This window comes from Agrobacterium sp. 10MFCol1.1 (assembly GCF_000381165.1).
Lineage (GTDB): Bacteria > Pseudomonadota > Alphaproteobacteria > Rhizobiales > Rhizobiaceae > Agrobacterium > Agrobacterium tumefaciens.
Genome location: NZ_KB906074.1, coordinates 397,282 through 420,355 on the forward strand (window position 1 = coordinate 397,282; position 23,074 = coordinate 420,355).

The window sequence follows — 23,074 nt, forward strand, 5'->3', positions numbered from 1 at the left end:
ACCAGATGTGCCCATTCGGCTCATCTTGGAAAATAATGGGAAAGACATGCCTCAATGGCGGGAATATTCTGCGTCATGCAGCTTATGGTTTGAAAGAACTTCGCGATATTCTAATGCGTAAAGTGAAATGGTAAAATTCGGCTAAATTTGTTATATGTCAGGCCTTTTCGGCCCAAGTGGACGTAAAATTGCCGCTCTGCGTAAATTTTGATCATTGATCCGCAAAGGTTGCGTGCAGGAAGGGAATATTTTATTCATCACCTGCTGCCATTGCGCAATTCGCGGGCAATGGCCAAAATTCAGGTGAATTACAATGTCTTCGTCGGTTGTTGCAGAAACCGTTCCCTCTGGATCGGGGTCGTGGCTTTCGCATTTCAAGGCTACGCTTGCGCTTGGAATTCCGCTTGTCGGTGCGCAGCTCGCGCAGCTTGGCATCCACACTACAGATATGGTCATCGTCGGTCAGCTCGGAGCTGAGAAGCTGGCGGCCATGGTGCTGGCCGGGCAGTTCTTCTTCGTTGTCTTCATTTTCGGCTCGGGATTTTCCGTGGCCGTGGTGCCAATGGTAGCGCAGGCTTACGGGCAGGGCGATGCGACGGCTGCCCGCCGCTCGCTGCGCATGGGCATGTGGGTTGCAATCGCGTACTGGATTCTTGCCCTGCCGATATTCTTCAACGCCGAGCGCATTCTGGTCTATCTCGGACAAAACCCCGAAGTTGCGGCGTTGACCGGCCATTATCTCGCCATCGCCAAGTTCGGCCTTTTGCCGGCGCTGCTTTTTTACGTGCTGCGCGGGCTTGTCAGTGCCATCGGCCGTGCGGGCATCATTCTGTATGTCACCATCATCATGCTGGTGATGAACGGTTTGATGGCCTATGCGCTGGTCTTCGGCCATTTCGGATTGCCGGTGATGGGTATGAACGGCGCGGCTGTCGTTGCCGTCATCGTCAATGCCTTCAGCTTCATCTTCATCGTCGCTTATGTGCAGACGCGTGAGGAAACCAGGAAATACGAGCTGTTCGTGCGCTTCTGGCGGCCTGACTGGCATGCGCTGTTCGAAGTGCTGCGCCTTGGCCTGCCTATCAGCATCACCATCCTTGCCGAAGTGACGCTGTTTGCGGCGGCTTCGATCCTGATGGGACAGATTGGCACCGTGCAGCTTGCGGCGCATGGCATCGCCCTGCAGCTTGCCTCCATCGCTTTCATGATCCCGCTCGGCCTGTCGCAGGCGGCGACCGTGAGGGTCGGTGTCGCGTTCGGTCAGGGTGATTTCAGGAACCTCGTGCGCGCCGCCATCATGGTCTACGCGATTGCCTGCGGTATTGCCGTTTGCGGCGGCATCCTGTTTGCGGCTGTTCCGGAATTTCTGGCGAAGTGGTTTCTTGACGCGAAGTTGCCGGAAGCGGCGGAAGTGCTTGCCTACGCAAGCAGCCTCGTGGTGATCGCCGGCATCTTCCAGCTGGTCGATGGTATCCAGGCCGTGACAGCAGGTTTGCTGCGCGGATTGAAGGATGCGCGCATTCCGGCGATGCTGGCGCTGATTTCCTATTGGCCGATCGGGCTGGCGCTGGCCTGGACCATGGCCTTTCCGCTCGGCTTTGGCGGACGTGGCGTCTGGTTCGGTTTCGTGATCGGCCTTTCGACGGCGGCCGTTCTCCTGACTATACGTTTCGTCATTCTGGTGAAGCGTGAAATGAAAACGGCCCGCTGAAAGCGGGCCGTATATTTTTCCTGATTTTCCGAAGATGTCTCAGCGCTCGGCGAGCGCTGCCTCACCTTGTCTCTCGCGCAGCAGGTTGACGAAGCGGCGGAAGAGATAGTGGCTGTCCTGCGGGCCGGGCGATGCTTCCGGATGGTGCTGGACGGAGAAGACCGGCTTGCCGACGATGCGCAGGCCGCAATTGGTGCCGTCGAACAGCGACGTGTGGGTTTCTTCGACGCCATCAGGCAGCGACTTGGCGTCAACCGCAAAACCATGGTTCATGGAAACGATTTCCACCTTGCCGGTGGTGAAGTCCTTGACCGGATGGTTGGCGCCGTGGTGGCCCTGGTGCATCTTTTCAGTCTTGGCGCCGACGGCCAGGCCAAGCATCTGGTGGCCGAGGCAGATGCCGAAGATCGGCAGGTCGCTGTTGATGAGGCTCTGAATGACCGGTACGGCATATTCGCCTGTCGCGGCCGGATCTCCCGGACCGTTGGAAAGGAAAACGCCATCCGGCTTCAATGCCAGAATGTCTTCGGCGGATGTCTGGGCCGGAACCACCGTGACCTTGCAATCGAGACCGGCGAAGAGGCGCAGGATGTTGCGCTTGACGCCGAAATCCACGCAGACGACATGGTACTTCGCATCGGCTTCATTCAGCGTGCCGTAACCCTCGTTCCATACCCAAGGCGTTTCCGTCCAGGTGGAGGATTGGCCGGATGTGGCTTCGATGGCGAGGTCGAGGCCGACGAGACCGCTCCATGCCTTGGCTTCCGCCTTTAGCGCCTCGATGTCGAACACGCCGTTGGGATCATGGGCGATCACCGCGTTCGGTGCACCGTTTTCGCGTATCCATGCCGTCAGCGCGCGCGTGTCGATGCCGCAAAGGCCGATGACGCCGCGGGCTTTCAGCCAGGCATCCAGATGCTTGGCGGCGCGGAAGTTCGAAGGGGCGGTGATGTCGGCCTTGAAGATGACGCCGACTGCGCCGCGGCGGGCGGCTGGCGTCAGGTCTTCGATGTCTTCCTCATTGGTGCCGACATTGCCGATGTGCGGGAAGGTGAAGGTGACGATCTGGCCGAGATAGGACGGATCGGTCAGGATTTCTTCGTAACCGGTCAGTGCGGTGTTGAAGCAGACTTCCGCCTGTACCTTGCCGGTTGCGCCGATCCCCGTTCCCTCGATCACTGTGCCATCGGCAAGAACAAGCATTGCGGTCGGTTTGCGGGTAGTCCAGGGCGCTGTCTCGGTCATCTCGTTCCGTTTCTGCCGCTTCGCACCCCGCCTCTTGAAAGGCAGGGGGAGAGGGGCCATTTTTTGTCGCAGGCTTCGTGACATAAAGGGGCGCGCGAAAAACTCGCGTTTTGACCCTTCGTTAAAATCTCGTGCAGGTGCCGGAAAATAACGAAAGCTGCTTAAACGGTCAACCGCAGGCTCGAGATTTACGCGGAATTAAACCTTCGCACATTCAAGGGCTTATGCATTTGATTTGCTTGAGCGGGTTTGCTCGGTTATGTCGTTTCGAAAAATAAGGTGGAAAGTTTCCGTGTCGAGAAGCTGCGGAATGCACTTTCCCAAGGAGAAGAAGAAATGATGCGCGACACGTTCGCTAATACTCTGAAAGACGCGCTGAAGGCTCGTGACGCCCGGCGTACATCGACCGTGCGTCTCATCCAGGCGGCCATCAAGGATCGCGATATTGCCAATCGCGGCGTGGGCAAGGACCCCGTCACCGACGACGAGATCATGCAGATCCTGACCAAGATGGTGAAGCAGCGGGAAGAGTCCGCCAGCATCTATGATGGTGCCGGTCGCGCCGAGCTTGCCGCTCAGGAGCGCGAGGAAATCGTCATCATCAAGGAATTCATGCCGGAAGAAATTCCGGCCGAAAAGGTGCGCGAATTGTGCCAGGCCGTCATCAGCGAAACCGGCGCCTCCGGCCTGCGTGACATGGGCAAGTGCATGAATGCGCTCAAGGAGCGCTATCCCGGCCAGATCGACTTCGCGAAAGCCTCCGGCGTCGTCAAGGATTTGCTGAAGTAGTTTTCGCCCGTTCGGAAAAAGTAAAGGCAGGGCAGCCATGGCTGCCCTGCCTTTTTGCTGCCGACGAAGGCGCATTTCGGCGGATCAAAATGCGGTCACGCGCAGGCGTTTTTCGGGGGACGTGCCTGCGGGCGTCAGCAGCTTTATGAGAATGTCCGGGCGCTGCCTTTGAATATGTTTTATACCTCGGCGACGGTTGGCTCAAATTACAAAAACATAATTTTTTGTGATGATGCGCTGCCATAAATTTGCCCGAAGCGGGCGACAGCGGCGATGCGGTTTTAGTGCGATGGCCTGTGAATATCGGGTATTCCGGTTCTTTGGGTTTGGTACTGACCCCTTTCTGCGCTTATATGAAAGACTGGCCTCGAACAGGTAACCCATGCGATTTTCCAATTCTTTTCTCGATGAGATACGCGACCGCGTGAACATCTCCGATGTGATCGGCAGACGTGTGTCCTGGGATAAGAAGAAGACCAATACGCCGCGGGGCGATTATTGGGCCTGCTGCCCGTTCCATGGCGAAAAAAGCCCGAGTTTTCATTGCGAGGATCGCAAGGGGCGATACCATTGTTTTGGTTGCGGTGTTTCCGGCGATCATTTCCGGTTTCTCACCGATCTCGAGGGGTTGAGTTTCCCCGAAGCCGTTCAGCAGATCGCCGACATGGCCGGCATCTCCATGCCGCAGCCCGATCCGCAGGCTGAGAAGCGCGAGCGCGAGCGCACCTCTTTGCAGGACGTCATGGAAATGGCGACGCTGTTCTTTCAGGATCAGTTGCAGACCGCGCTTGGTGCGCGGGCGCGGGCTTACCTGCGCGATCGCGGGCTGACTGGGCGCACCATCGAGACATTCAGGCTCGGTTTTGCACCAGATAGCCGCAATGCGCTGAAGGAGCATCTGGCGAGCAAGGGTGTGGCGCGCGAACAGATGGAAGCCTGCGGGCTGGTGGTGCATGAAAACGTGCCGGTTTCCTATGACCGCTTCCGCGACCGCATCATGTTCCCGATCCTGTCGTCGCGCGAAAAGGTGATCGCTTTCGGCGGCCGCGCCATGGCGGCGGATGCAGTGGCCAAATATCTGAACTCCAACGAGACCGAGCTTTTTCACAAGGGCAATGTTCTCTACAATTTCGCCCGCGCGCGGCGCGCCTCGCAGGCTTCCGGTGGGACCGTCATTGCCGTCGAAGGTTATATGGATGTCATTGCGCTTTATCAGGCGGGTGTCGAAAATGCTGTCGCCCCGCTCGGCACGGCGCTGACGGAAAGCCAGCTTGAGCTCCTGTGGAAAATGTCGCCGCAGCCGATCCTCTGCTTTGATGGCGACGGCGCCGGCATTCGTGCCGCCAACCGTGCAGCCGATCTCGCCTTGCCGCATATCAAGCCTGATCGTTCGGTGAGTTTTGCGCTTTTGCCCGACGGAAAAGACCCTGATGATCTCGTGCGGCTGGAGGGGCGTGCGCCTTTTGACCGTGTGCTTTCCGAGGCAAAACCGCTCGCGGCGATGATCTGGAGCCGCGAGACGTCTTCGGTGACTTTCGATACGCCTGAAAAGCGTGCCCAGCTTGAAAGCCGGCTGCGGCAGATCGTTGCCGTCATCGGCGACGAGGCGGTGCGGCGTTTTTACCAGCAGGATATGCGCGACAGGCTCAATGCCTTCTTCCAGCCGCGTTTTCAGCAGGGCGGTTCGCAGGGTGGAAATTTCCGCCGCGATGGCCAGCAGGGTAATGGGCGCGGGTTCCAGAGGAACGCTTCCGGACGGGGTGGAGCCATGGCTGCGCCGGCCAGCAACATTTCCGACCGGCTTACCCAGTCGGGTCTGGTCAGGGGGCACCAGACCAAGCCTTCACTTCGCGAAAGCGTTCTCGCCATCACCATCGTCAACCATCCCGAACTGCTGCTTGAGGAATATGACGAGATCGCCGCGATCGATTACGAGAACCGCGATCTGCAACGCCTGTGGTCGACTGTGCTGACCTTTGCTGCGGAAAGTGCGGCCGAGATTTCGCGGGCAGGGCTGATCGAGCGCCTGTCGCAGCAGGGTTTCGAGGTTCTTTTGAAAACCATGGACCAGCAGGTGCGCAATGCGCGCCTGTGGACGGCCACGGAACAGGCGGCGCTGGAAGATGCGCGTGAGGGATATGTGCAGGCGCTTTCCCTGCACAAGAGGACGAAATCCCTGCTCTGGCAGAAGCGCGAGCTGGAGCGGGAAATAGGCGAGGCGACGGACGACGAACGCGGCACGCTTCTGGTGCGGGCGCTGGCCGAAGTTCAGCTGGAAATCGGCCGAATGGAAAATCAGGAAGCGATCATCGATGGTTTCGGCGTCATGTCCGGCCGGGTAAAGGGTCCGGCTGTCGGCCATGGCTGAGGACTGCGGCCAAGAATAGAAAGACGTGTGGGGTTGCCTTTTGCTGCAAGCGCCCTAAATAGGGGGTAGTCTGGTGATAACTCGCAAAATGCGGCCCTTTTTATGAATTTCCGTGGCTGTCTCGCCCTCAAAGGCTTGACGGGGCGGGAAATAGCGGGAATCACCAATTCAGGAATAGTAAGGTGGAATGAGCCTTGGCGGATAGAAATTGCATGAGCAAGCATTTTCGGGTGCACTGTCTTTGCATTCTGCCTGAGGCTGCCGTGGTTAATCGGCAATTAAAGATCACTCCGTTAGGTGTCTGACAGTGATTCGCTGTTATCAGCCGGATGCTCTCAAGGCGAACGGCTATGCGGCGGAACAGGTGTTAGCGTCAGGGAAAGCGACGAGATAGATGGCAACCAAAGTCAAAGAAAACGAAGAAGCAGAAAACGAACGCGACGGTGCGACGGACGGTCCGCTTCTCGATCTTTCGGATGACGCGGTCAAAAAGATGATCAAGGCCGCCAAGAAGCGCGGCTATGTGACGATGGACGAGCTGAATTCCGTCCTGCCGTCCGAAGAAGTGACGTCCGAGCAGATCGAAGACACGATGGCGATGCTGTCCGATATGGGCATCAACGTTATCGAGGACGAGGATGCCGAGGAAGCACCGGGCGAAGCCGAAAGCGACGATTCCGATAACGAAGAGTCCGAAGGCGGCGAACTGGCACCTTCCGGCGGTACCGCGCTTGCGACCGCGAAGAAAAAAGAACCGACCGACCGTACCGACGATCCTGTGCGCATGTATCTGCGCGAAATGGGTTCCGTAGAGCTTCTGTCGCGCGAAGGCGAAATCGCCATCGCCAAGCGCATCGAGGCCGGCCGCGAAACGATGATCTCCGGCCTTTGCGAAAGCCCGTTGACGTTCCAGGCGCTGATCATCTGGCGCGACGAACTCAACGAAGGCACGACGCTGCTGCGCGAGATTATCGATCTCGAAACCACCTATTCCGGCCCGGAAGCCAAGGCTGCCCCGCAGTTCCAGAGCCCGGAAAAGATCGAGGCGGATCGCAAGGCCGCCGAAGAGAAGGAAAAGACCCGCAGACTGCGTGCGCCTTCCGGTGACGAGGATGTGACTGATGTGGGTGGCGATGGCCTGCCGCCGGAAGAGGAAGAAGAGGACGACGACGAGTCCAACCTTTCGCTTGCTGCGATGGAAGCCGAGCTGCGTCCGCAGGTCATGGAAACGCTCGACACCATTGCCGACACCTACAAGAAGCTGCGCAAGCTTCAGGACCAGCAGGTCGAGGCTCGCCTTGCCTGCACGGGGACCCTGTCCTCCGGTCAGGAGCGCCGCTACAAGGATCTCAAGGACCAGTTGATCACGGCTGTGAAGTCGCTGTCGCTGAACCAGAACCGTGTCGACAGCCTTGTCGAGCAGCTTTACGATATTTCCAAGCGTCTGATGCAGAACGAAGGCCGGCTGCTGCGCCTTGCCGAATCCTATGGCGTCAAGCGCGACAGCTTCCTCGAGCAGTATCACGGTGCGGAACTCGATCCGAACTGGATGAAGTCGATTGCCAATCTGGCCGCCCGCGGCTGGAAGGAATTCGCCCGCGAGGAAAGCAACACGATTCGCGAGATCCGTCAGGAAATCCAAAATCTGTCGACGGAAACCGGTATTTCCATCGCCGAATTCCGCCGTATCGTTTCCATGGTACAGAAGGGTGAGCGCGAAGCGCGTATCGCCAAGAAGGAGATGGTCGAGGCCAACCTGCGTCTCGTGATCTCCATCGCCAAGAAATATACCAACCGCGGCCTGCAGTTCCTCGATCTCATTCAGGAAGGCAATATTGGCCTGATGAAGGCGGTGGACAAGTTCGAATATCGCCGTGGTTACAAGTTCTCGACCTATGCGACATGGTGGATCAGGCAGGCGATCACCCGTTCGATCGCCGACCAGGCGCGCACGATCCGTATTCCGGTTCACATGATCGAGACGATCAACAAGATCGTTCGCACCTCGCGCCAGATGCTGCACGAGATCGGCCGCGAGCCGACCCCGGAAGAGCTGGCGGAAAAGCTGGCCATGCCGCTTGAAAAGGTGCGCAAGGTTCTGAAAATCGCCAAGGAGCCGATTTCGCTCGAAACCCCTGTGGGTGACGAAGAGGATTCGCATCTCGGCGACTTCATCGAGGACAAGAACGCGCTGCTGCCGATCGACGCCGCCATTCAGGCCAACTTGCGCGAGACGACGACCCGCGTTCTCGCCTCGCTGACGCCGCGTGAAGAACGTGTTCTGCGCATGCGTTTCGGCATCGGCATGAACACCGACCATACGCTGGAAGAAGTCGGCCAGCAGTTCTCGGTCACGCGCGAACGTATTCGTCAGATCGAGGCGAAGGCACTGCGCAAGCTGAAGCATCCGAGCCGCTCCAGAAAGCTCAGAAGCTTCCTCGACAGCTAAGCCTTTGCCTGCTTTAAAATTGAACCCGGTCAGTCACCTCTGGCCGGGTTTTTTGTTTCCCGCACTGGCGATCTCTGCGACAAGCCTTATGTGTGAAAACAAAGCGTTCCGCTTTTTCGGAAATGCTCAGGTTCGATTTGGCTCGATAACATGCAACAGGTTTCGGCAAGCAGATGGCGAGGGAAGGGATGGGCGGTGCCCGTCTCCGTGTTGCTGCATCTGGCTGTGGTCGCGATCTTTCTTTTTGAACTGCCCGAACGCATAGCCGAACCGCAGGAGCCGGAAAGCATCAGCGTCGATCTGGTGCCGCCGCCTGAGGAAAAGAAGCCGGAGGAAGCCAAGCCTCCCGCCGCCGAGCAGGCAAAGCAAGAAAAGCCGCAGCCTCCACCGCCGCCGCCCGCTCCGCCGGCAGACGAGCCGAAACCTTCGCCGCCCTTGCACGCGACGCTGCCGGCGATCGCCATGCGGCCGGAGGTGACGCAGGCGGACCCAGAGGACAAGCCAGGTAAGGCGGAGGAAGCGGACAAGGCCGACCCTTCCAAGGAGCCTGAAAGCCAGCCTGAAAAGACGGCTGAGGACAAGCCCGCGCCATCTGCCGACAACGGCGATCTCAAGGCGTCCGCCGAACAGGGCGAAATTGCGGTTTCACCCGTCAAGCAAGAGGCTGAGCCGGAAAAGGCGCCTGTGCCGCAGGAGAAACCGGCTGACGAAAAACCTGCCGAGGTGGTAAAGGAGAAGCCCGCGAAACTTCCGGCCGCGAAACAATTATTGTCTTCGTCGCTGCTTTCTCCGGCCCAAAGACGCCAGATGTTTGGTGATCTGCCGCCCCGCCGCCGCATTGTTCAGCTTTGCAGCACGGAGGCTCTGGCGCAAATTCAGGGCGCGGGTTTTGCCGCCCGTGGCATGATACCCTATTCGGATACGGGCGGGAGGATATCGGGGAATTCGATTGATGCTTCCGGCGGCGCATTCAACACCGGCAATAGCTGGCACGATGTGTCTTTTCAGTGCGAGGTCGATCTGGATAACTACGCCGTGACGGCCTTCCGGTTTAAAATTGGGAACGCCTTAACACCGGATGAGGCGAAAAAGCGGGGCTTCACCCGATTTCAATGAAGGCTAGTTTTTTAAACTTTCGGTTTGCTGACGAAGGTTTCCGTCCGCCACTCCGTCGTCCTCGGGCTTGTCCCGAGGACATGCAACCGACTGATTTTGTAGACGTGTTTAAATCCTCGGGACAAGCACAAGGATGACGTCAAGTCTGGAAATGTGTCGGTCAGCAGGGCTGGGAGTTTACACCCTCTCCGTATCACCGACCAACAGCCCGATACCCGCCATCAGCGCATCCTCGTCGTAAGGCTTCCTGATGACAGGCACGTTGCCGAAGTCGTCAGGCACCATGCTGGCATCGGCATAGCCGGTGGCGAACAGGAAGGGGATCCCGCGGCGGTGAAGCTCGCGTGCGACGGCGATGGAGGTGTCGGAACCGAGATTGATATCGAGGATAGCCACATCCGGCACGTAGCTCTTCAGCTTCTCGATGGCCATTGCCGAGGAGGTCGCGGTTTCGATTGTCTTGATGCCGTTGTCTTCCAGCATGTTTTCCACATCCATGGCGATCAGCATCTGGTCTTCTACGAGCAATATTTTCAACGTTTCCTCCCGGTTGGACCGTCTGGGTTGTGTTGCGGCGTCATCCTCCGTCTTCATCTCGGAAGCTGTCATGACTGCTGAGATATGGCGGGAGGGCAGGAGAATTTCCGCCTCCAGTCCATCAGGCAAATACCGAATGGTGCTGCGTCCGCCCAGATCGTAGGGGATGCTGCGGCTGATGAGCGCCGTGCCGAACCCGGAGCGTGATGGTGTGGGCAGCTTGGTAGGCAGAGTTTCGCGCCAATGTATCAGGCAATCGCGGTTTTCGTCGACTTCCCAGCGTAGATCCAGTTTTCCGCCGGTCTGAGCAAGCGCGCCGTATTTGGCAGCATTCGTCGCCAGTTCATGCAGTACGAGGGCCATGACGGAAAATGCGCGCGAATCGAGCGTGACCTGTGGTCCGGCGAGATCAACAATAGCCTCGGCTGAACGGTGCGGCGACAATTCGGCGTCCAGCAGGTCGCGCAACGACCCGCCGCCTTCACCGCGGATGATCTGGTCATGGGCAAAGGACAGTGCCTGGATACGACCCTTCAGCGCACCGACATATTCCTGCAGGGTTTTACCCTCCTGCGAGGGATTGCCGACCAGCGATTTGATAATGGCGAGAACGTTCTTGACGCGGTGGTTGAGTTCCTCGTTCAGCATGCGCTGGCGCACTTCCGCGCGCTCCCTTTCGCCCGCCATCAGCTCGCTGTGATGGAATGCGACCTCGACCAACGCTATTCTTGCGGCTTCGGCAATTTCCCGGTCCGCATCTGACCATGGCTGCGCCTGCAGGCGCACGGTCTCCTTCCAGATCGCGAAGCTCTTGCGCGGCGTGAGACGATCGCCGAGCGGACCGGTCTCATAGGATTTTTCCGGGTTGCCGGCCCAGTTCAGGTTCTGCACGATCTCCCTGCGGAAAAACAGCAGATAGTCGTTTTTGACCTGCGACAGCGGAATGGCGAGCATTCCGGCTGCGATATCTGCATAAATCTCCGCTTCCGGTATGGCTTGCGAGATGGCATGGGTTGCCCAGACCCTTCCCTCACTGACAGAGGTTACGAAGCGCGCCAGCCTTGGAATGGCATCCGCGGGCGGCGTTGCGCCGTGGCCGTGCCAGTTGTTGTCCACCCAAAGCCCGACGCCGTCGCATGGCATCAGATCGGCAAAATCCTGGAAACTGTCGATCAGCAGTTCCTCGATGTGCGCGTGATGGGCGGCGAGCCGCAGGAAGCGGTCGAGAGCGGCATGGGCGTGGTTGACGGTATCGAGTTTGCGCTTCTGCTTAAGGACCTGCAAATGCATGGAGAAAAACTCTCCAAACATTTCTGCGGCGATCCTGACCGACATCGTCAGAACGCGTGGCGAATAATGGTGGCAGGCGATAAGGCCCCACAGGGCGCCATCGACGATCACCGAAATCGACATGGAGGCACCAACGCCCATATTGCGAAGATATTCGCAATGGATGGGAGAAACGCTGCGCAAATGCGCGAATGACAGATCAAGCGGTTCACCAGACACATCGATGGCGGGCAATACGGGAACTCGTATTCCGCTGGCGTCGGAGATGATGCGCAGTGTGTTTTTAAGATAGAGCGTGCGGGCCTGCTGCGGTATGTCGCTTGCCGGAAAATATTGTCCGAGAAAGCTTTCCAGTTCCGGCTGCTTTGCCTCCGACACGACCTTGCCTGCACCGTCATCCTCGAAACGGTAGATCATCACCCGGTCGTAACCCAAGGTCGCCTTTACCAGCCGGGTTGTTCTCGAAATCAGGCTTTCGACCGTGTCTGCCTCGCGAATGCGGTCCACCATCTTGCGTGCGGTGCCAAGCGGCTGGGTCTCGCTCCCCGACGGTTCGAATTCGATGATCGTCGTGGATTTATAGCGGTGGAGCGCAATATCGAAGCTGCGACCATCGCGCAGTTCCATATTGGGCAGCATGGCAGGGCGGGTGGTCCTGCCGGTTACCGTGAGTGCATTGCGAAGGTCATGGACAAGATTTTTACCAAGCACTTCTTCGGCGGTTCTGCCGTTGATATCGCCATCGACGCGCAAAATCTCGCGACAGTTTTCCGAATGCCGCAGGACCATGCGCATGGCGTTGTCGCAAGCGATCAGGCAGCCGTGCGATTGAATATAACCTGGAATGTGGATGGGTTCGCGGTCGCAATTTGTCAGGTCGACATTATAATCAGTGGATGCCATGAATCTATCTCTCGCACCCTTTGCCTGTCTTGCACTGAAAATAGTTTAGTCGTCCGCAGACGGGAAAGCCTGAATGGTTCATTCTGATAGTGCCAATCCTTCCCCGTTTTTTGCAACCGTGACGCCGGTATTCCGTTCTATTAAAGGCAGCCGCCATGTCATGGAAGCACGCCTTTTCGCCATCAGTTACAATTCGACATGGTCCAACGTTTGCAGTGCCTAATTTGTTCCGAATTTTCTAAAGGAAATAACGTGCCGCAGAAGAAAATGACCATTACCACCACCCACGGGCAGGGGCTCTACGAATTTACGTCCGAGGCCGAGCGCTTTGTGAAGGAGGCAGGCGTGGACGAAGGCCTTTTGACCGTCTTCGTCAGGCACACATCCTGCTCCCTGCTTATCCAGGAAAATGCCGATCCGGATGTCCGGCGTGATCTGGCGGTATTTTTTTCCCGCCTCGTGCCACCTTCCGACGATGTCTCCATGCGCTGGGTCGTCCACACGCTCGAAGGCCCTGATGACATGCCTGCTCACATCAAATCGGCCCTGACCGCGGTTTCCATCGGAGTACCGATCAGCGATGGCAGGCTTACCCTTGGCACATGGCAGGGCCTTTATCTTTTCGAACATCGCGACCGGCCGCACCGCCGTGAAATCGTTCTGCATATCTCCCCATGATTCCCGTCAAAAGCCCCGACTTTTCCTTTCGTTTTCCCGTTAATGTCTCTGAACGTCTGCTGAACATGCGGTTCTGTCGGCGTTCAGGCGGGCGGGTCTAGGGTCTCGTCAATCGCCGGGGGACGTCCCTGCCGGCGCAGAAACAAACGGAGTGAGTTCATGTTCAGCACCTTCGCAAAAGCCGGCCTGGCTGCCCTCATCGCCCTCGGCGGAATTTCCGTCACCGCTCCAGCTGCCTCGGCTGGCCCGGATGTTCAGCTCAGAGTTCAGGTTCAGGATGGATACGGTCATGACAGAGGCCGCGGCCCGGGCTGGGGTCGTCCCGATCGTCCTGGTCCGGGTTGGGGCCGTCCTGACCGCCCGCGTTACGGTTGCTCGCCGCGGCTTGCGGAGGAAAAGGCTAGCCGCATGGGTCTTCGCCGCGCGCGCGTTGTCGATGTATCGCCGCGCCGTGTCGTGGTTGCAGGCTTCGACCGTCGCGGTCCTGACCGCATCTTCTTCGCCAATGAGCGTGGTTGCCCGGTGATCCGTCGCTAAACGGCTGATATTGATCCGCGGAAATCCCCCGCCCTTCGCGCGGATCAAAAAAAATGCCCCTCGCTTGTCATGACAGGCGGGGGGCGTTTCTTTTTGTGGCCTCTCGGGTGGCGGTTACGCGCAGCCGTTCGGCAAATGCGGGCGGCGGGCAATGCCGCCGCTCCGACTGTTTTATTCGCCCAGGGCGAAGGTGACGTTGACCACCACGCTGTAGCTGTTCTCACCCGAAGCGATCGGCACGCTGTCGGCCTCCTTCGCCATCGAAGCGCGCATCATGGTCTGCGGCACCGGCATGGGGCGCTGCATGTTCTCGCTGATCTGGATCACGCGTCCAAGCTTCACGCCCGCCGCTTCCGTCAGCGTTTTAGCTTTGGCCAGCGCATCGGCAACGGCCTGCTTGCGGGCCTCGGTAACGGTTGCTTCCGGCTTGTCATTGGTAAAGGTAATATCGCCGCCCTGGTTGATACCGAGCTTGACGGAGGTATCGAGTATCTCGCCCAGCTTCTTCAGGTCGCGTACGCGCACGGTCAGTCCGTTGGAAACCTGATAGCCGGTAATTTCCGGTGCGACGTAAACGCCGTCTTTCGGCTCATAATGCTTGTAAAGCGGCTGTACGGAGAAATTGCTGGTCTGCAGGTCGCGGTCTTCGATGGCGGACGCCTTCAGCGATTTCAGAACCTCGGCGAGCGCCTTGGAATTCTCTGTCAGAGCCGCAGCCGCCGTTTCCGCCTGCTTGACGACACTGAATGACAGGATCGCCATATCGGGCGCGATTGCCGACTGGCCTTCGCCGGAAACACTGATGGTTGCTTCGCGCGGGGTGGCATCCTGCGCAAGGGCATTACCGGCAAGCGGCATCATTGCTGCTGCGGTCAATGCACTAAGTGCGAAAAGGCGGGCCTTTGTCGTCGTCATGGTGTTTCCTCGTTGATTGTGTCCCTTTGCAGGGTATTGCCTTAGATTGTGAAGCTAATACGGCGACGGCAGCTTGCGATAGCATCAATGGCTTGTCGGGCCGTAAAAATTACGTTAGAGCGTGACCCACCGGATTCGAACCATTGCGAAGCCGGTGTTTCGGATAATTTTTCCGAAAGGGCCTGTAGCTCAATGGTTAGAGCCGGCGGCTCATAACCGCTTGGTTGGGAGTTCGAGTCTCTCCGGGCCCACCATTTTCCTTATATTTTGAACGGGTTGGTGCGATTCCGTATAGCAAGTCGACACATCATCGATCATTGCGCATTCCTTGGTTTTTGCTCATCCAACAAAAAATCCGACCAGCCATTCAGACTGATCGGATTGTTCATTACGGATTTTCAGCTATGGGGTCAGTCGCAGACCCGCATGCTTTCGGTGTGCCAGCCGCCATCATAGGAATTGGGAACGCGGCGGTCTTCGAACCAGCAGCGTGGGCGGGGCGGCGGTGGTGGCTCGTAGTAGCGGGGACCGCTGTTGCCGCCGTTGGCGATTGCGCCGCCGATCAGGCCGCCGATAACGCCTGCAGCCAGTCCGCCGGCAATCGCAGCACCATCATTGTGGCGGCGGTGTTCGCGATAGGGCGGTGGGGGCGGGCCGCCACGGTCGTAGCGCGGACGATAGGGATAGTCCTGCGCGGCAGCGGTGCCGTAGGACGCGAAGACGCTGCCGGTGGCAACCAGCGCGGCAAGGGTTGTAAGAATGATCTTTTTCATCGAGGGCTACTCCATAAGCCTGCTTCGGGAGATAGAGGCTCATTATGCCCGCATGATGGCACGGGCCGGCTGAACGGTCCGTGAATATCTCATTTTTGCGATGTTCACATTTTCCACGTTTTTACAGTCTCAGGGCGAAGCTGGTGCGGCGTTCCGACAAAGAAAAAGCCCGGCACTTGGCCGGGCTCTTTTGCTGACGTTTGTCGACGCTATCAGAACTTCACACCAAGGCCGACCTTGACGGTGCTCTGGTCGAAATCGGTGTTGACGCCGAAGATGTCCTTGTCACCATAGTCATTGTAGCGATATTCAATCCTGCCGAACACATTGTCGGTGAAGGCATAGTCCAGGCCAGCGCCGACGGTGTAACCGTTGAACGTGGTGCTATCCTTGCCGGCGCCAGGCGTTTCGATGAAGCCGCGCGTCGCTGTCCAGCCGGCGGTACCATAGATCAAGGCACGGTCGAAAGCGTAACCGACACGGCCACGAACGGAGCCCTGCCAGTCGGTGCCGATGTTCACGCCGGCATAGTCATTGTCGTTCCAGTTATAATCGACATCGCCTTCGATACCGAGGACGAAATTATTGTCGAACTGGTAATTGTAACCGGCAAAAGCGCCCAGAATGCCGCCATCGAAACTATCCGACGCGACGGGGCCGCCAGCCGAAAAATCGCCGTTCGCCCAGCCTGCGCCGCCTTGAATACCAAGATAGGGACCAGACCAGGTAAATACCGGCAGGGTTTCCTGCGCGACCGGAGGCGCCGGGGTTTCGTAGACGGCATCCGCAGCCATCGCGGTGCTGGCGGACAGGGCCAAGAGTGACGTTACGATCAGCGTTTTCATCGTTTTTCTCCCTGAGCTGATTGACTTCTATAACATATATTAGGTGCATTTAATATGGGTTGGAGATCGGCGGTTCCAAGGGGCAGATTGTTCCCTCGAGTTGCCGGCCTCCCTTGCCCAAATCGCGACGTTTTTTACCGCCCGGTCATGCTGTTCTGATGCGGCGAACGCCTTCAACGGCGTTTGGTTCCTTTCGCCGCCTTGTCAAAGCAACGGAAGCGGGGTCACGCTTGGTTGTCTTGACAGCGAGGGGCACGACCATAGAGTTGTGCCTGTCTGCGGCAATGCCGGTGCTTCGACACCTGGATAGGGCTGATGTTGCGGGCAGGAATGGGCAAGGGAGGACAGGATCGCATGCGGGTTAGTTTTCATGGGGGAGGGGCGACGTGATTGTCGGAGCCGTTCTCAGTGCCATTCTTCTTCTCACCCTCATCGCGTTTCCGCGGCACCTCAAACCGGTCGTCATCTGCCTGCTGGTGATCTGGGGAACCACCGCCGCCTTTGTCATTTACGACTGGCAGCGCGGCAGCCAGCGGCTCGACCATGTCATTGCGACGGCTAGCTTCGATGCGGCGTGCACGGATGCGGCATTGCCGATCCGCGTCAGCTTCCGCAACGACAATAATGTTGCCGTGCAGCGCCTGACCTATACGCTTGAAGGGTTCGAGCCTGCCTTCCGCGCCTCCGTCGCCTTTGATCCCTATCAGGTGAGTGAAAGGCGGATCGAGGCCGGGGAGACCTTTGCCGCGTGCCGCTCTTTCCGACTGCGCAACAACGAAACGGTAGATCCGCAACGGCTGGAATGGCGCGTCACCATCGTTTCTGCGGAATTCGATTGAACGGCTGTCGCTGCTTCCGACCCTCACGGTTTCTTGAACATTTTCGTGCTGTCGCCTGAACCCCTTGTTTCGCAAGGGGTTCGTAAAGGTGCCCGCGTCGTTGCCGGTCACGCCGAGGCCGCTTTCGCCGTTGCGGGACTTGTTTTCGCCGATTTGCAATGCCACCTGCCCACCCGTCCGATGAATGTTGCGGGTTTAGGTTTTGCGTATACTTCTGAAGTTTCTGAAAATTGCCGCCATTGGCCTGGTGGCTCTGCCGGTTCTGGCCGGCGCGCATATGGGCATTGGCCAGCTGACCGGAAATTTTCACGAGGTCATTCCCGGCGAACTTTATCGTTCGGCCCAGCCGAGCGGCAAGGACATCACTGCCTATGCCAAGGCCTACGGCATCAAGACGATCATCAATCTGCGCGATGAAAAGCGTGAAGGCTGGTATGACGCCGAAAGCCAGGCAGCGAAAAACAACGGCGTCCGGCTGGTCGATTATCCGCTAAGTTCAAGCGAGAAGGTCTCGGTGGAGGAAGCGGAAACGCTCGTCGCCGTGCTGCGCAACGCTGAAAAACCGATCCTCATCCATTGCGAACACGGCGCCAACCGAACCGGGCTCGCCTCCGCGATCTATGTGAGCGCTATTGCCGGCAAAAGTGAGGCTGCCGCCGAGTTCCAGCTTTCACCCTATTACGGACATGTGCCGATCCCGGGTATCGGCCGTTATGAAATGTACCAGTCCTGGGATGATTTCGAGGAAACTATCGGATTTTGAGGCGCCTCGATATGCCGACACCCCGGATTTGATCCGGGGTCCAGCATGATAACGTCCGGCATGACGCAGCGTGTCAGATGCTTCATTCTTGCAGCGGCCTCAATAGGAGCCGCCGACTTCCTTGATCACTTTCGTCAAACTTCCCGTTGCCGGAAATAGCGGGATCAGGCAGGCCTGAAGCGCGTGGTAGATGTCGCCCTTGCCGGGGAAAAGCGTGTTGGCTGGAATCAGATTTTCCGTCAGCTCCTCGTGCCAGCCGCCATTGTCGTGGTCGATGAAATTGTTGGCGATCGTGCTCCAGATGCGGCGGTAGCTGTCTTCGTAAAATTCGTCCGCCGGCAGATTTTCGTTGAGGAAGTGGGCTGCACCCGCCGCCTCGCACATGGGCCACCAGAGCTTTGCCGTCTTGTCGGGATTGTCGTGCCAGTCGAGCGTATAAAAGAAGCCGCCTTTTTCGCGGTCCCAGCCAAGCGCCATGGATTGCACGAAGAGCGATTTTGCCGCCACCGGCATCCAGTCATGGCGGCGTTCGCCCAGCACCCACAATTGCAGGATGAGGCGCGCCCATTCCAGCCAGTGGCCGGGAGTGGAGCCGGAGGGGCGGAACATTTCGTTGCCACGATACTCCTTGTCGAGTGTCCAGTTCTCGTCAAAATGTTCCGGCACGCGGAAATCCAGCTCACCGGCGCGGCGGCGGATGACGAGATCGGCGATGCGTTCGGCCTTTGTCAGGTAATGGCTGTCGCCGGTCGCCTCGTAGGCGGCCATCAGCGCTTCGGTCAGATGCATGTTGGAATTCTGGCCGCGATAATTGTCGATGGGTGACCAGTCGCGGTTGAATTCCTCGGCGATAGCGCCGTGTTTTTCTTCCCAGAAACGCGTTTCCAGAACCTCGGTGATGTCGGCCAACATCTTGTCAGCAAGCGGGTGGCCGACAGTTTTGGCGGAGGAAGCGGCCAGAAGCACGAAGGCGTGGCCATAACCCTGTTTGGTGGCGTCCACCGGGCCGCCATCGTTGACCTGCCAGAAATAACCGCCGTGCTCGCTGTCACGATGATTGTTCCAGAGGTAGGTCATGCCGTGGTCGACAATATCGCCGCAGCCCGGCCGTCCGAGCAGGTGGCCGATGGAGAAGCAATGCACCATGCGTGCGGAGGCATGGATGCCGCGCACGGGATCGTTTTTCTGCAGCGGCGCACCCTTTGCGTCGAGATCGAAGAAGCCACCGGCCGGATTGACGGCGCTGTACTGGAAGAAGTCGAAAAGCCCATCGGCCTGTTTGACCAGCCACTGGCGATGCCATGGCAAGGTGTTCCAGTTCCGGTTGTTGTGGTCGTCCTCGGGCATTTCGTCCTCCATACGGTTTGCTGCTTCGGCTTATATCCTTGCTGCATAAACCTGTCATCTGTCAGTGAAATTTCGTAGTCTGCCGCAACGACGCAAAGCCATACCTATACCTTGAAGATATATTGACATAAACATATCTTTATGTGACTTGACGGCTTGCGATCTTGCAAATCGAAATGAGGAGTGCGCCCGTGTTTGACGATCTGTTCGGCCCTGAAGGGGCAAAGCGCGACGGCGCGGAAATTTTGCGCGCGCTGCGCCAGGCCGCCAGCGAACGTATCCTCATTCTCGATGGCGCAATGGGCACGCAGATTCAAGGACTGGGGTTTGATGAAGATCATTTTCGCGGTGATCGTTTCATCGGCTGCGCCTGTCACCAGCAGGGCAATAACGACCTTCTGATCCTGACCCAGCCGGATGCCATCGAAGAAATCCATTATCGCTATGCGATGGCGGGCGCGGATATTCTCGAAACCAACACGTTTTCGTCGACGCGCATCGCGCAGGCGGACTACGAGATGGAAAACGCCGTCTACGATCTCAACCGCGAAGGGGCGCAGATCGTCCGCCGTGCTGCCCAGCGAGCTGAGCGCGAAGATGGCCGCCGCCGCTTCGTTGCGGGCGCGATCGGTCCGACCAACCGCACCGCCTCGATTTCGCCTGATGTCAACAATCCTGGTTACCGTGCCGTCAGTTTCGACGATCTGCGCATCGCCTATGGCGAGCAGATCGACGGTCTGATCGATGGCGGCGCGGATATCATCCTCATCGAGACGATCTTCGATACGCTGAACGCCAAGGCCGCAATCTTCGCCTGCGAGGAGCGCTTCGAGGCCAAGGGCATCCGTCTGCCGGTGATGATATCAGGCACGATCACCGACCTTTCCGGCCGCACGCTGTCCGGCCAGACGCCGTCTGCTTTCTGGAACTCGGTGCGACACGCCAACCCCTTCACCATCGGCCTCAACTGCGCTCTTGGTGCAGATGCCATGCGTCCGCATCTGCAGGAGCTTTCGGATGTGGCCGACACCTTCGTCTGCGCCTATCCGAATGCCGGCCTGCCGAACGAATTCGGGCAATATGACGAAACGCCCGAGATGATGGCGCGCCAGGTGCAGGGTTTTGCCCGCGACGGTCTTGTCAACATCGTCGGCGGTTGCTGCGGCTCGACGCCCGAGCATATCCGGGCGATTGCCGAAGCCGTCAAGGATTACAAGCCGCGCCCCATTCCCGAGCACAAGCCCTTCATGTCGCTTTCGGGTCTCGAACCCTTCGTGCTGACCAAGGACATTCCCTTCGTCAACGTGGGCGAACGTACCAACGTCACCGGCTCGGCCCGCTTCCGCAAGCTGATCACCGCCGGCGATTACACGGCGGCGCTGGCTGTCGCCCGCGATCAGGTGGAAAACGGTGCGCAGATCATCGACATCAACATGGATGAAGGCCTGATCGACTCGCAAAAGGCGATGGTGGAGTTCCTGAACCTCATTGCCGCCGAGCCTGATATTGCCCGCGTACCTGTGATGATCGACTCATCCAAGTTCGAAATCATCGAAGCCGGTCTGAAATGCGTGCAGGGCAAATCGATCGTCAATTCTATTTCGCTGAAGGAAGGCGAGGAGAAGTTTCTCCAGCAGGCGCGGCTCGTCCACAATTACGGTGCTGCGGTCGTGGTCATGGCATTTGACGAGGTCGGGCAGGCGGATACCTATCAGCGCAAGGTGGAGATCTGCACGCGCGCCTACAAGCTTTTGACCGAAAAGGCGGGCCTGTCGCCGGAAGACATCATCTTCGATCCAAACGTGTTTGCGGTGGCCACGGGTATCGAGGAGCACAATAATTACGGCGTGGACTTCATTGAAGCCACAAAGACCATCCGCGAAACCATGCCGCTGACGCATATTTCCGGTGGCGTTTCCAACCTGTCCTTCTCCTTCCGCGGCAATGAGCCGGTGCGTGAGGCGATGCATGCCGTGTTCCTCTACCACGCCATCCAGGTCGGCATGGATATGGGCATCGTCAATGCCGGGCAGCTTGCGGTTTACGACAACATCGATGCGGAACTGCGCGAGGCCTGCGAAGATGTGGTGCTGAACCGCCGCGACGACGCGACGGAGCGGCTGCTTGACGTGGCGGAGCGTTTCCGCGGCACGGGTGAAAAGCAGGCGAAGGTGCAGGATCTTTCCTGGCGCGAGCTTTCCGTCGAAAAGCGGCTGCAACACGCGCTGGTCAACGGCATTACCGAATTCATCGAAGCCGATACGGAAGAGGCGCGCCAGCAGGCCGCCCGCCCGCTGCACGTTATCGAAGGGCCGCTGATGGCGGGCATGAACGTGGTCGGTGACCTGTTCGGCTCTGGCAAGATGTTTTTGCCGCAGGTGGTTAAATCCGCCCGCGTGATGAAGCAGGCCGTAGCCGTTCTGCTTCCTTACATGGAAGAGGAAAAGCGCCTGAATGGCGGTGAGCAGAACAAGGCCGCCGGCAAGGTGCTGATGGCGACCGTGAAGGGTGATGTGCACGATATCGGCAAGAACATTGTCGGCGTCGTTCTTGCCTGCAACAATTACGAGATCATCGATCTCGGCGTGATGGTGCCGACGACGAAAATCCTTGAAACGGCGATTGCCGAAAAGGTCGATGTGATCGGTCTTTCCGGTCTCATCACGCCATCGCTTGATGAAATGGTGCATGTGGCGGCGGAAATGGAGCGGCAGGGTTTCAACATCCCGCTGCTGATCGGCGGCGCAACGACGAGCCGCGTGCATACGGCGGTGAAAATCCATCCGCGTTACGAACAGGGCCAGGCGATCTATGTCACCGACGCCTCGCGCGCGGTGGGCGTCGTCTCCGCACTTCTCTCCGCCGAGCAGAAGCCAGCCTATATCGACGGCATCCGGGCTGAATATGCCAAGGTGGCGGAGGCGCACGCCCGCAATGAGCGCGAAAAGCAGCGTCTGCCGCTTTCCCGCGCCCGCGAGAATGCGCACAAGATCGACTGGTCGACCTATAGTGTCGTGAAGCCGCAATTCTTCGGCACCAAGGTGTTCGAGACCTATGACCTTGAGGAGCTGTCCCGTTACATCGATTGGACGCCGTTCTTCCAGACCTGGGAGCTGAAGGGTCGCTACCCGGCGATCCTCGAAGACGAGAAACAGGGCGAGGCCGCGCGGCAGCTCTATGCCGATGCGCAGGCGATGCTGAAGAAGATCATCGAGGAAAAATGGTTCCGGCCGCGGGCTGTTATCGGCTTCTGGCCCGCCAATGCGGTGGGCGACGACATCAGGCTGTTCACGGATGAAAACCGCTCCGAAGAACTGGCGACCTTCTTCACGCTGCGCCAGCAGCTTTCCAAGCGTGACGGCCGCCCCAATGTGGCGCTTTCCGATTTCGTCGCGCCTGTCGATAGCGGCGTTGCCGATTATGTCGGCGGCTTCGTCGTGACGGCGGGTATCGAGGAGGTGGCGATTGCTGAACGCTTCGAGCGGGCCAATGACGATTATTCGTCGATTCTCGTCAAGGCGCTGGCCGACCGTTTTGCGGAAGCCTTTGCCGAACGTATGCATGAGCGGGTGCGCAAGGAATTCTGGGGTTATGCGCCCGAAGAAGCTCTTGCCGGCGATGAGCTGATCGGCGAGGCCTATGCCGGTATCCGCCCTGCGCCCGGTTATCCGGCCCAGCCTGATCATACCGAAAAGAAAACCCTGTTCTCCCTGCTCGACGCCACCAACGCGGCGGGCGTGGAGCTGACGGAGAGTTATGCCATGTGGCCCGGCTCCTCCGTCTCCGGCCTCTATATCGGCCATCCCGAGAGCTACTATTTCGGTGTTGCCAAGGTGGAACGCGATCAGGTGCTGGACTATGCGCGTCGTAAGGACATGCCGTTGGTAGAGGTAGAGCGCTGGCTCGGACCCGTGCTCAACTACGTACCGGTAAACGGTGCCGAGGAGATCGACAGCGCGGCCTGACGTT

Annotated in this window: 16 protein-coding genes and 1 tRNA gene; 11 read left to right on the plus strand and 6 right to left on the minus strand. The window is 58.5% G+C overall.

The features are described from left to right. Positions 1-313: 313 nt before the first annotated feature. Positions 314-1,711: an MATE family efflux transporter gene (locus F617_RS0110280; RefSeq protein WP_013636556.1), complete on the plus strand. Its 1,398-nt coding sequence runs from the start codon at positions 314-316 to the stop codon at positions 1,709-1,711. A gap of 39 nt (positions 1,712-1,750) precedes the next feature. Here the strand turns inward: F617_RS0110280 and carA are convergent, their stop codons facing one another. After that, a complete protein-coding gene (gene carA, locus F617_RS0110285; RefSeq protein ID WP_019565244.1) occupies positions 1,751-2,956 on the minus strand; it encodes a glutamine-hydrolyzing carbamoyl-phosphate synthase small subunit in 1,206 nt (401 codons plus the stop codon). A 339-nt stretch (positions 2,957-3,295) separates the two neighbouring features. Between carA and F617_RS0110290 the strand changes: the two genes are divergently transcribed. The 4 genes from F617_RS0110290 to F617_RS0110310 all read left to right on the plus strand — a co-directional run bounded on the left by F617_RS0110290 (position 3,296) and on the right by F617_RS0110310 (position 9,678). Then, positions 3,296-3,745, plus strand: coding sequence for a GatB/YqeY domain-containing protein (locus F617_RS0110290; protein WP_026330775.1), 450 nt, complete (start codon positions 3,296-3,298; stop codon positions 3,743-3,745). Positions 3,746-4,127: 382 nt separating this feature from the next. Further along, a complete protein-coding gene (gene dnaG, locus F617_RS0110300; protein ID WP_003513370.1) occupies positions 4,128-6,113 on the plus strand; it encodes a DNA primase in 1,986 nt (661 codons plus the stop codon). Between the two features lie 394 nt (positions 6,114-6,507). After that, a complete protein-coding gene (gene rpoD, locus F617_RS0110305) occupies positions 6,508-8,562 on the plus strand; it encodes an RNA polymerase sigma factor RpoD (RefSeq protein WP_003513359.1) in 2,055 nt (684 codons plus the stop codon). Between the two features lie 195 nt (positions 8,563-8,757). After that, entirely contained in the window at positions 8,758-9,678 is a 921-nt protein-coding gene (locus F617_RS0110310; RefSeq protein ID WP_019565247.1) for a DUF930 domain-containing protein, read from the plus strand. A gap of 177 nt (positions 9,679-9,855) precedes the next feature. Here the strand turns inward: F617_RS0110310 and F617_RS0110315 are convergent, their stop codons facing one another. After that, positions 9,856-12,408, minus strand: coding sequence for an HWE histidine kinase domain-containing protein (locus F617_RS0110315; protein WP_019565248.1), 2,553 nt, complete (start codon positions 12,406-12,408; stop codon positions 9,856-9,858). 252 nt (positions 12,409-12,660) lie between these two features. Here F617_RS0110315 and F617_RS0110325 point away from each other — a divergent pair, with 252 nt between their 5' ends. Both F617_RS0110325 and F617_RS0110330 read left to right on the plus strand, forming a co-directional pair. Then, positions 12,661-13,086 carry a secondary thiamine-phosphate synthase enzyme YjbQ gene (locus F617_RS0110325; protein ID WP_026330776.1) on the plus strand — a complete coding sequence of 142 codons (426 nt, stop codon included), beginning with the start codon at positions 12,661-12,663 and terminating at the stop codon, positions 13,084-13,086. A gap of 159 nt (positions 13,087-13,245) precedes the next feature. After that, positions 13,246-13,623, plus strand: coding sequence for a hypothetical protein (locus F617_RS0110330; RefSeq protein WP_003513350.1), 378 nt, complete (start codon positions 13,246-13,248; stop codon positions 13,621-13,623). 171 nt (positions 13,624-13,794) lie between these two features. Here F617_RS0110330 and F617_RS0110335 read toward each other — a convergent pair whose 3' ends face one another. Further along, positions 13,795-14,538 (minus strand): SIMPL domain-containing protein, encoded by a 744-nt coding sequence (locus tag F617_RS0110335; RefSeq protein WP_003513348.1) that lies wholly within the window; start codon positions 14,536-14,538, stop codon positions 13,795-13,797. 178 nt (positions 14,539-14,716) lie between these two features. On the opposite strand from F617_RS0110335, the gene F617_RS0110340 reads away from it, so the two are divergent. After that, positions 14,717-14,792 (plus strand) — tRNA-Ile (locus F617_RS0110340). Between the two features lie 156 nt (positions 14,793-14,948). Here the strand turns inward: F617_RS0110340 and F617_RS0110345 are convergent. Both F617_RS0110345 and F617_RS0110350 read right to left on the minus strand, forming a co-directional pair. Continuing rightward, positions 14,949-15,311, minus strand: coding sequence for a hypothetical protein (locus tag F617_RS0110345; protein WP_003513347.1), 363 nt, complete (start codon positions 15,309-15,311; stop codon positions 14,949-14,951). Positions 15,312-15,523: 212 nt separating this feature from the next. Beyond that, positions 15,524-16,156: an outer membrane protein gene (locus F617_RS0110350; RefSeq protein WP_003513345.1), complete on the minus strand. Its 633-nt coding sequence runs from the start codon at positions 16,154-16,156 to the stop codon at positions 15,524-15,526. Positions 16,157-16,542: 386 nt separating this feature from the next. On the opposite strand from F617_RS0110350, the gene F617_RS0110355 reads away from it, so the two are divergent. Beyond that, positions 16,543-16,995, plus strand: coding sequence for a hypothetical protein (locus tag F617_RS0110355; RefSeq protein WP_019565250.1), 453 nt, complete (start codon positions 16,543-16,545; stop codon positions 16,993-16,995). A gap of 202 nt (positions 16,996-17,197) precedes the next feature. Next, on the plus strand, positions 17,198-17,758 hold the full coding sequence (locus F617_RS0110360) for a dual specificity protein phosphatase family protein (protein WP_019565251.1): 561 nt from the start codon (positions 17,198-17,200) through the stop codon (positions 17,756-17,758). Positions 17,759-17,857: 99 nt separating this feature from the next. On the opposite strand, the gene F617_RS0110365 is transcribed toward F617_RS0110360, so the two are convergent. Continuing rightward, the gene (locus F617_RS0110365; protein WP_019565252.1) at positions 17,858-19,117 is read right to left on the minus strand and encodes an AGE family epimerase/isomerase; all 1,260 of its coding nucleotides are present in this window, start codon (positions 19,115-19,117) and stop codon (positions 17,858-17,860) included. Between the two features lie 179 nt (positions 19,118-19,296). On the opposite strand from F617_RS0110365, the gene metH reads away from it, so the two are divergent. Then, positions 19,297-23,070 carry a methionine synthase gene (gene metH, locus F617_RS0110370; RefSeq protein ID WP_019565253.1) on the plus strand — a complete coding sequence of 1,258 codons (3,774 nt, stop codon included), beginning with the start codon at positions 19,297-19,299 and terminating at the stop codon, positions 23,068-23,070. Positions 23,071-23,074: the final 4 nt, after the last annotated feature.

Coding starts and splice junctions, on each gene's coding strand:
- F617_RS0110335 (WP_003513348.1), bottom strand. CDS start 14,538: ATGACGACGACAAAGGCCCGCCTTTTCGCACTTAGTGCATTGACCGCA.
- F617_RS0110315 (WP_019565248.1), bottom strand. CDS start 12,408: ATGGCATCCACTGATTATAATGTCGACCTGACAAATTGCGACCGCGAA.
- F617_RS0110290 (WP_026330775.1), top strand. CDS start 3,296: ATGCGCGACACGTTCGCTAATACTCTGAAAGACGCGCTGAAGGCTCGT.
- F617_RS0110345 (WP_003513347.1), bottom strand. CDS start 15,311: ATGAAAAAGATCATTCTTACAACCCTTGCCGCGCTGGTTGCCACCGGC.
- F617_RS0110280 (WP_013636556.1), top strand. CDS start 314: ATGTCTTCGTCGGTTGTTGCAGAAACCGTTCCCTCTGGATCGGGGTCG.
- carA (WP_019565244.1), bottom strand. CDS start 2,956: ATGACCGAGACAGCGCCCTGGACTACCCGCAAACCGACCGCAATGCTT.
- F617_RS0110350 (WP_003513345.1), bottom strand. CDS start 16,156: ATGAAAACGCTGATCGTAACGTCACTCTTGGCCCTGTCCGCCAGCACC.
- rpoD (WP_003513359.1), top strand. CDS start 6,508: ATGGCAACCAAAGTCAAAGAAAACGAAGAAGCAGAAAACGAACGCGAC.
- F617_RS0110330 (WP_003513350.1), top strand. CDS start 13,246: ATGTTCAGCACCTTCGCAAAAGCCGGCCTGGCTGCCCTCATCGCCCTC.
- F617_RS0110365 (WP_019565252.1), bottom strand. CDS start 19,117: ATGGAGGACGAAATGCCCGAGGACGACCACAACAACCGGAACTGGAAC.
- dnaG (WP_003513370.1), top strand. CDS start 4,128: ATGCGATTTTCCAATTCTTTTCTCGATGAGATACGCGACCGCGTGAAC.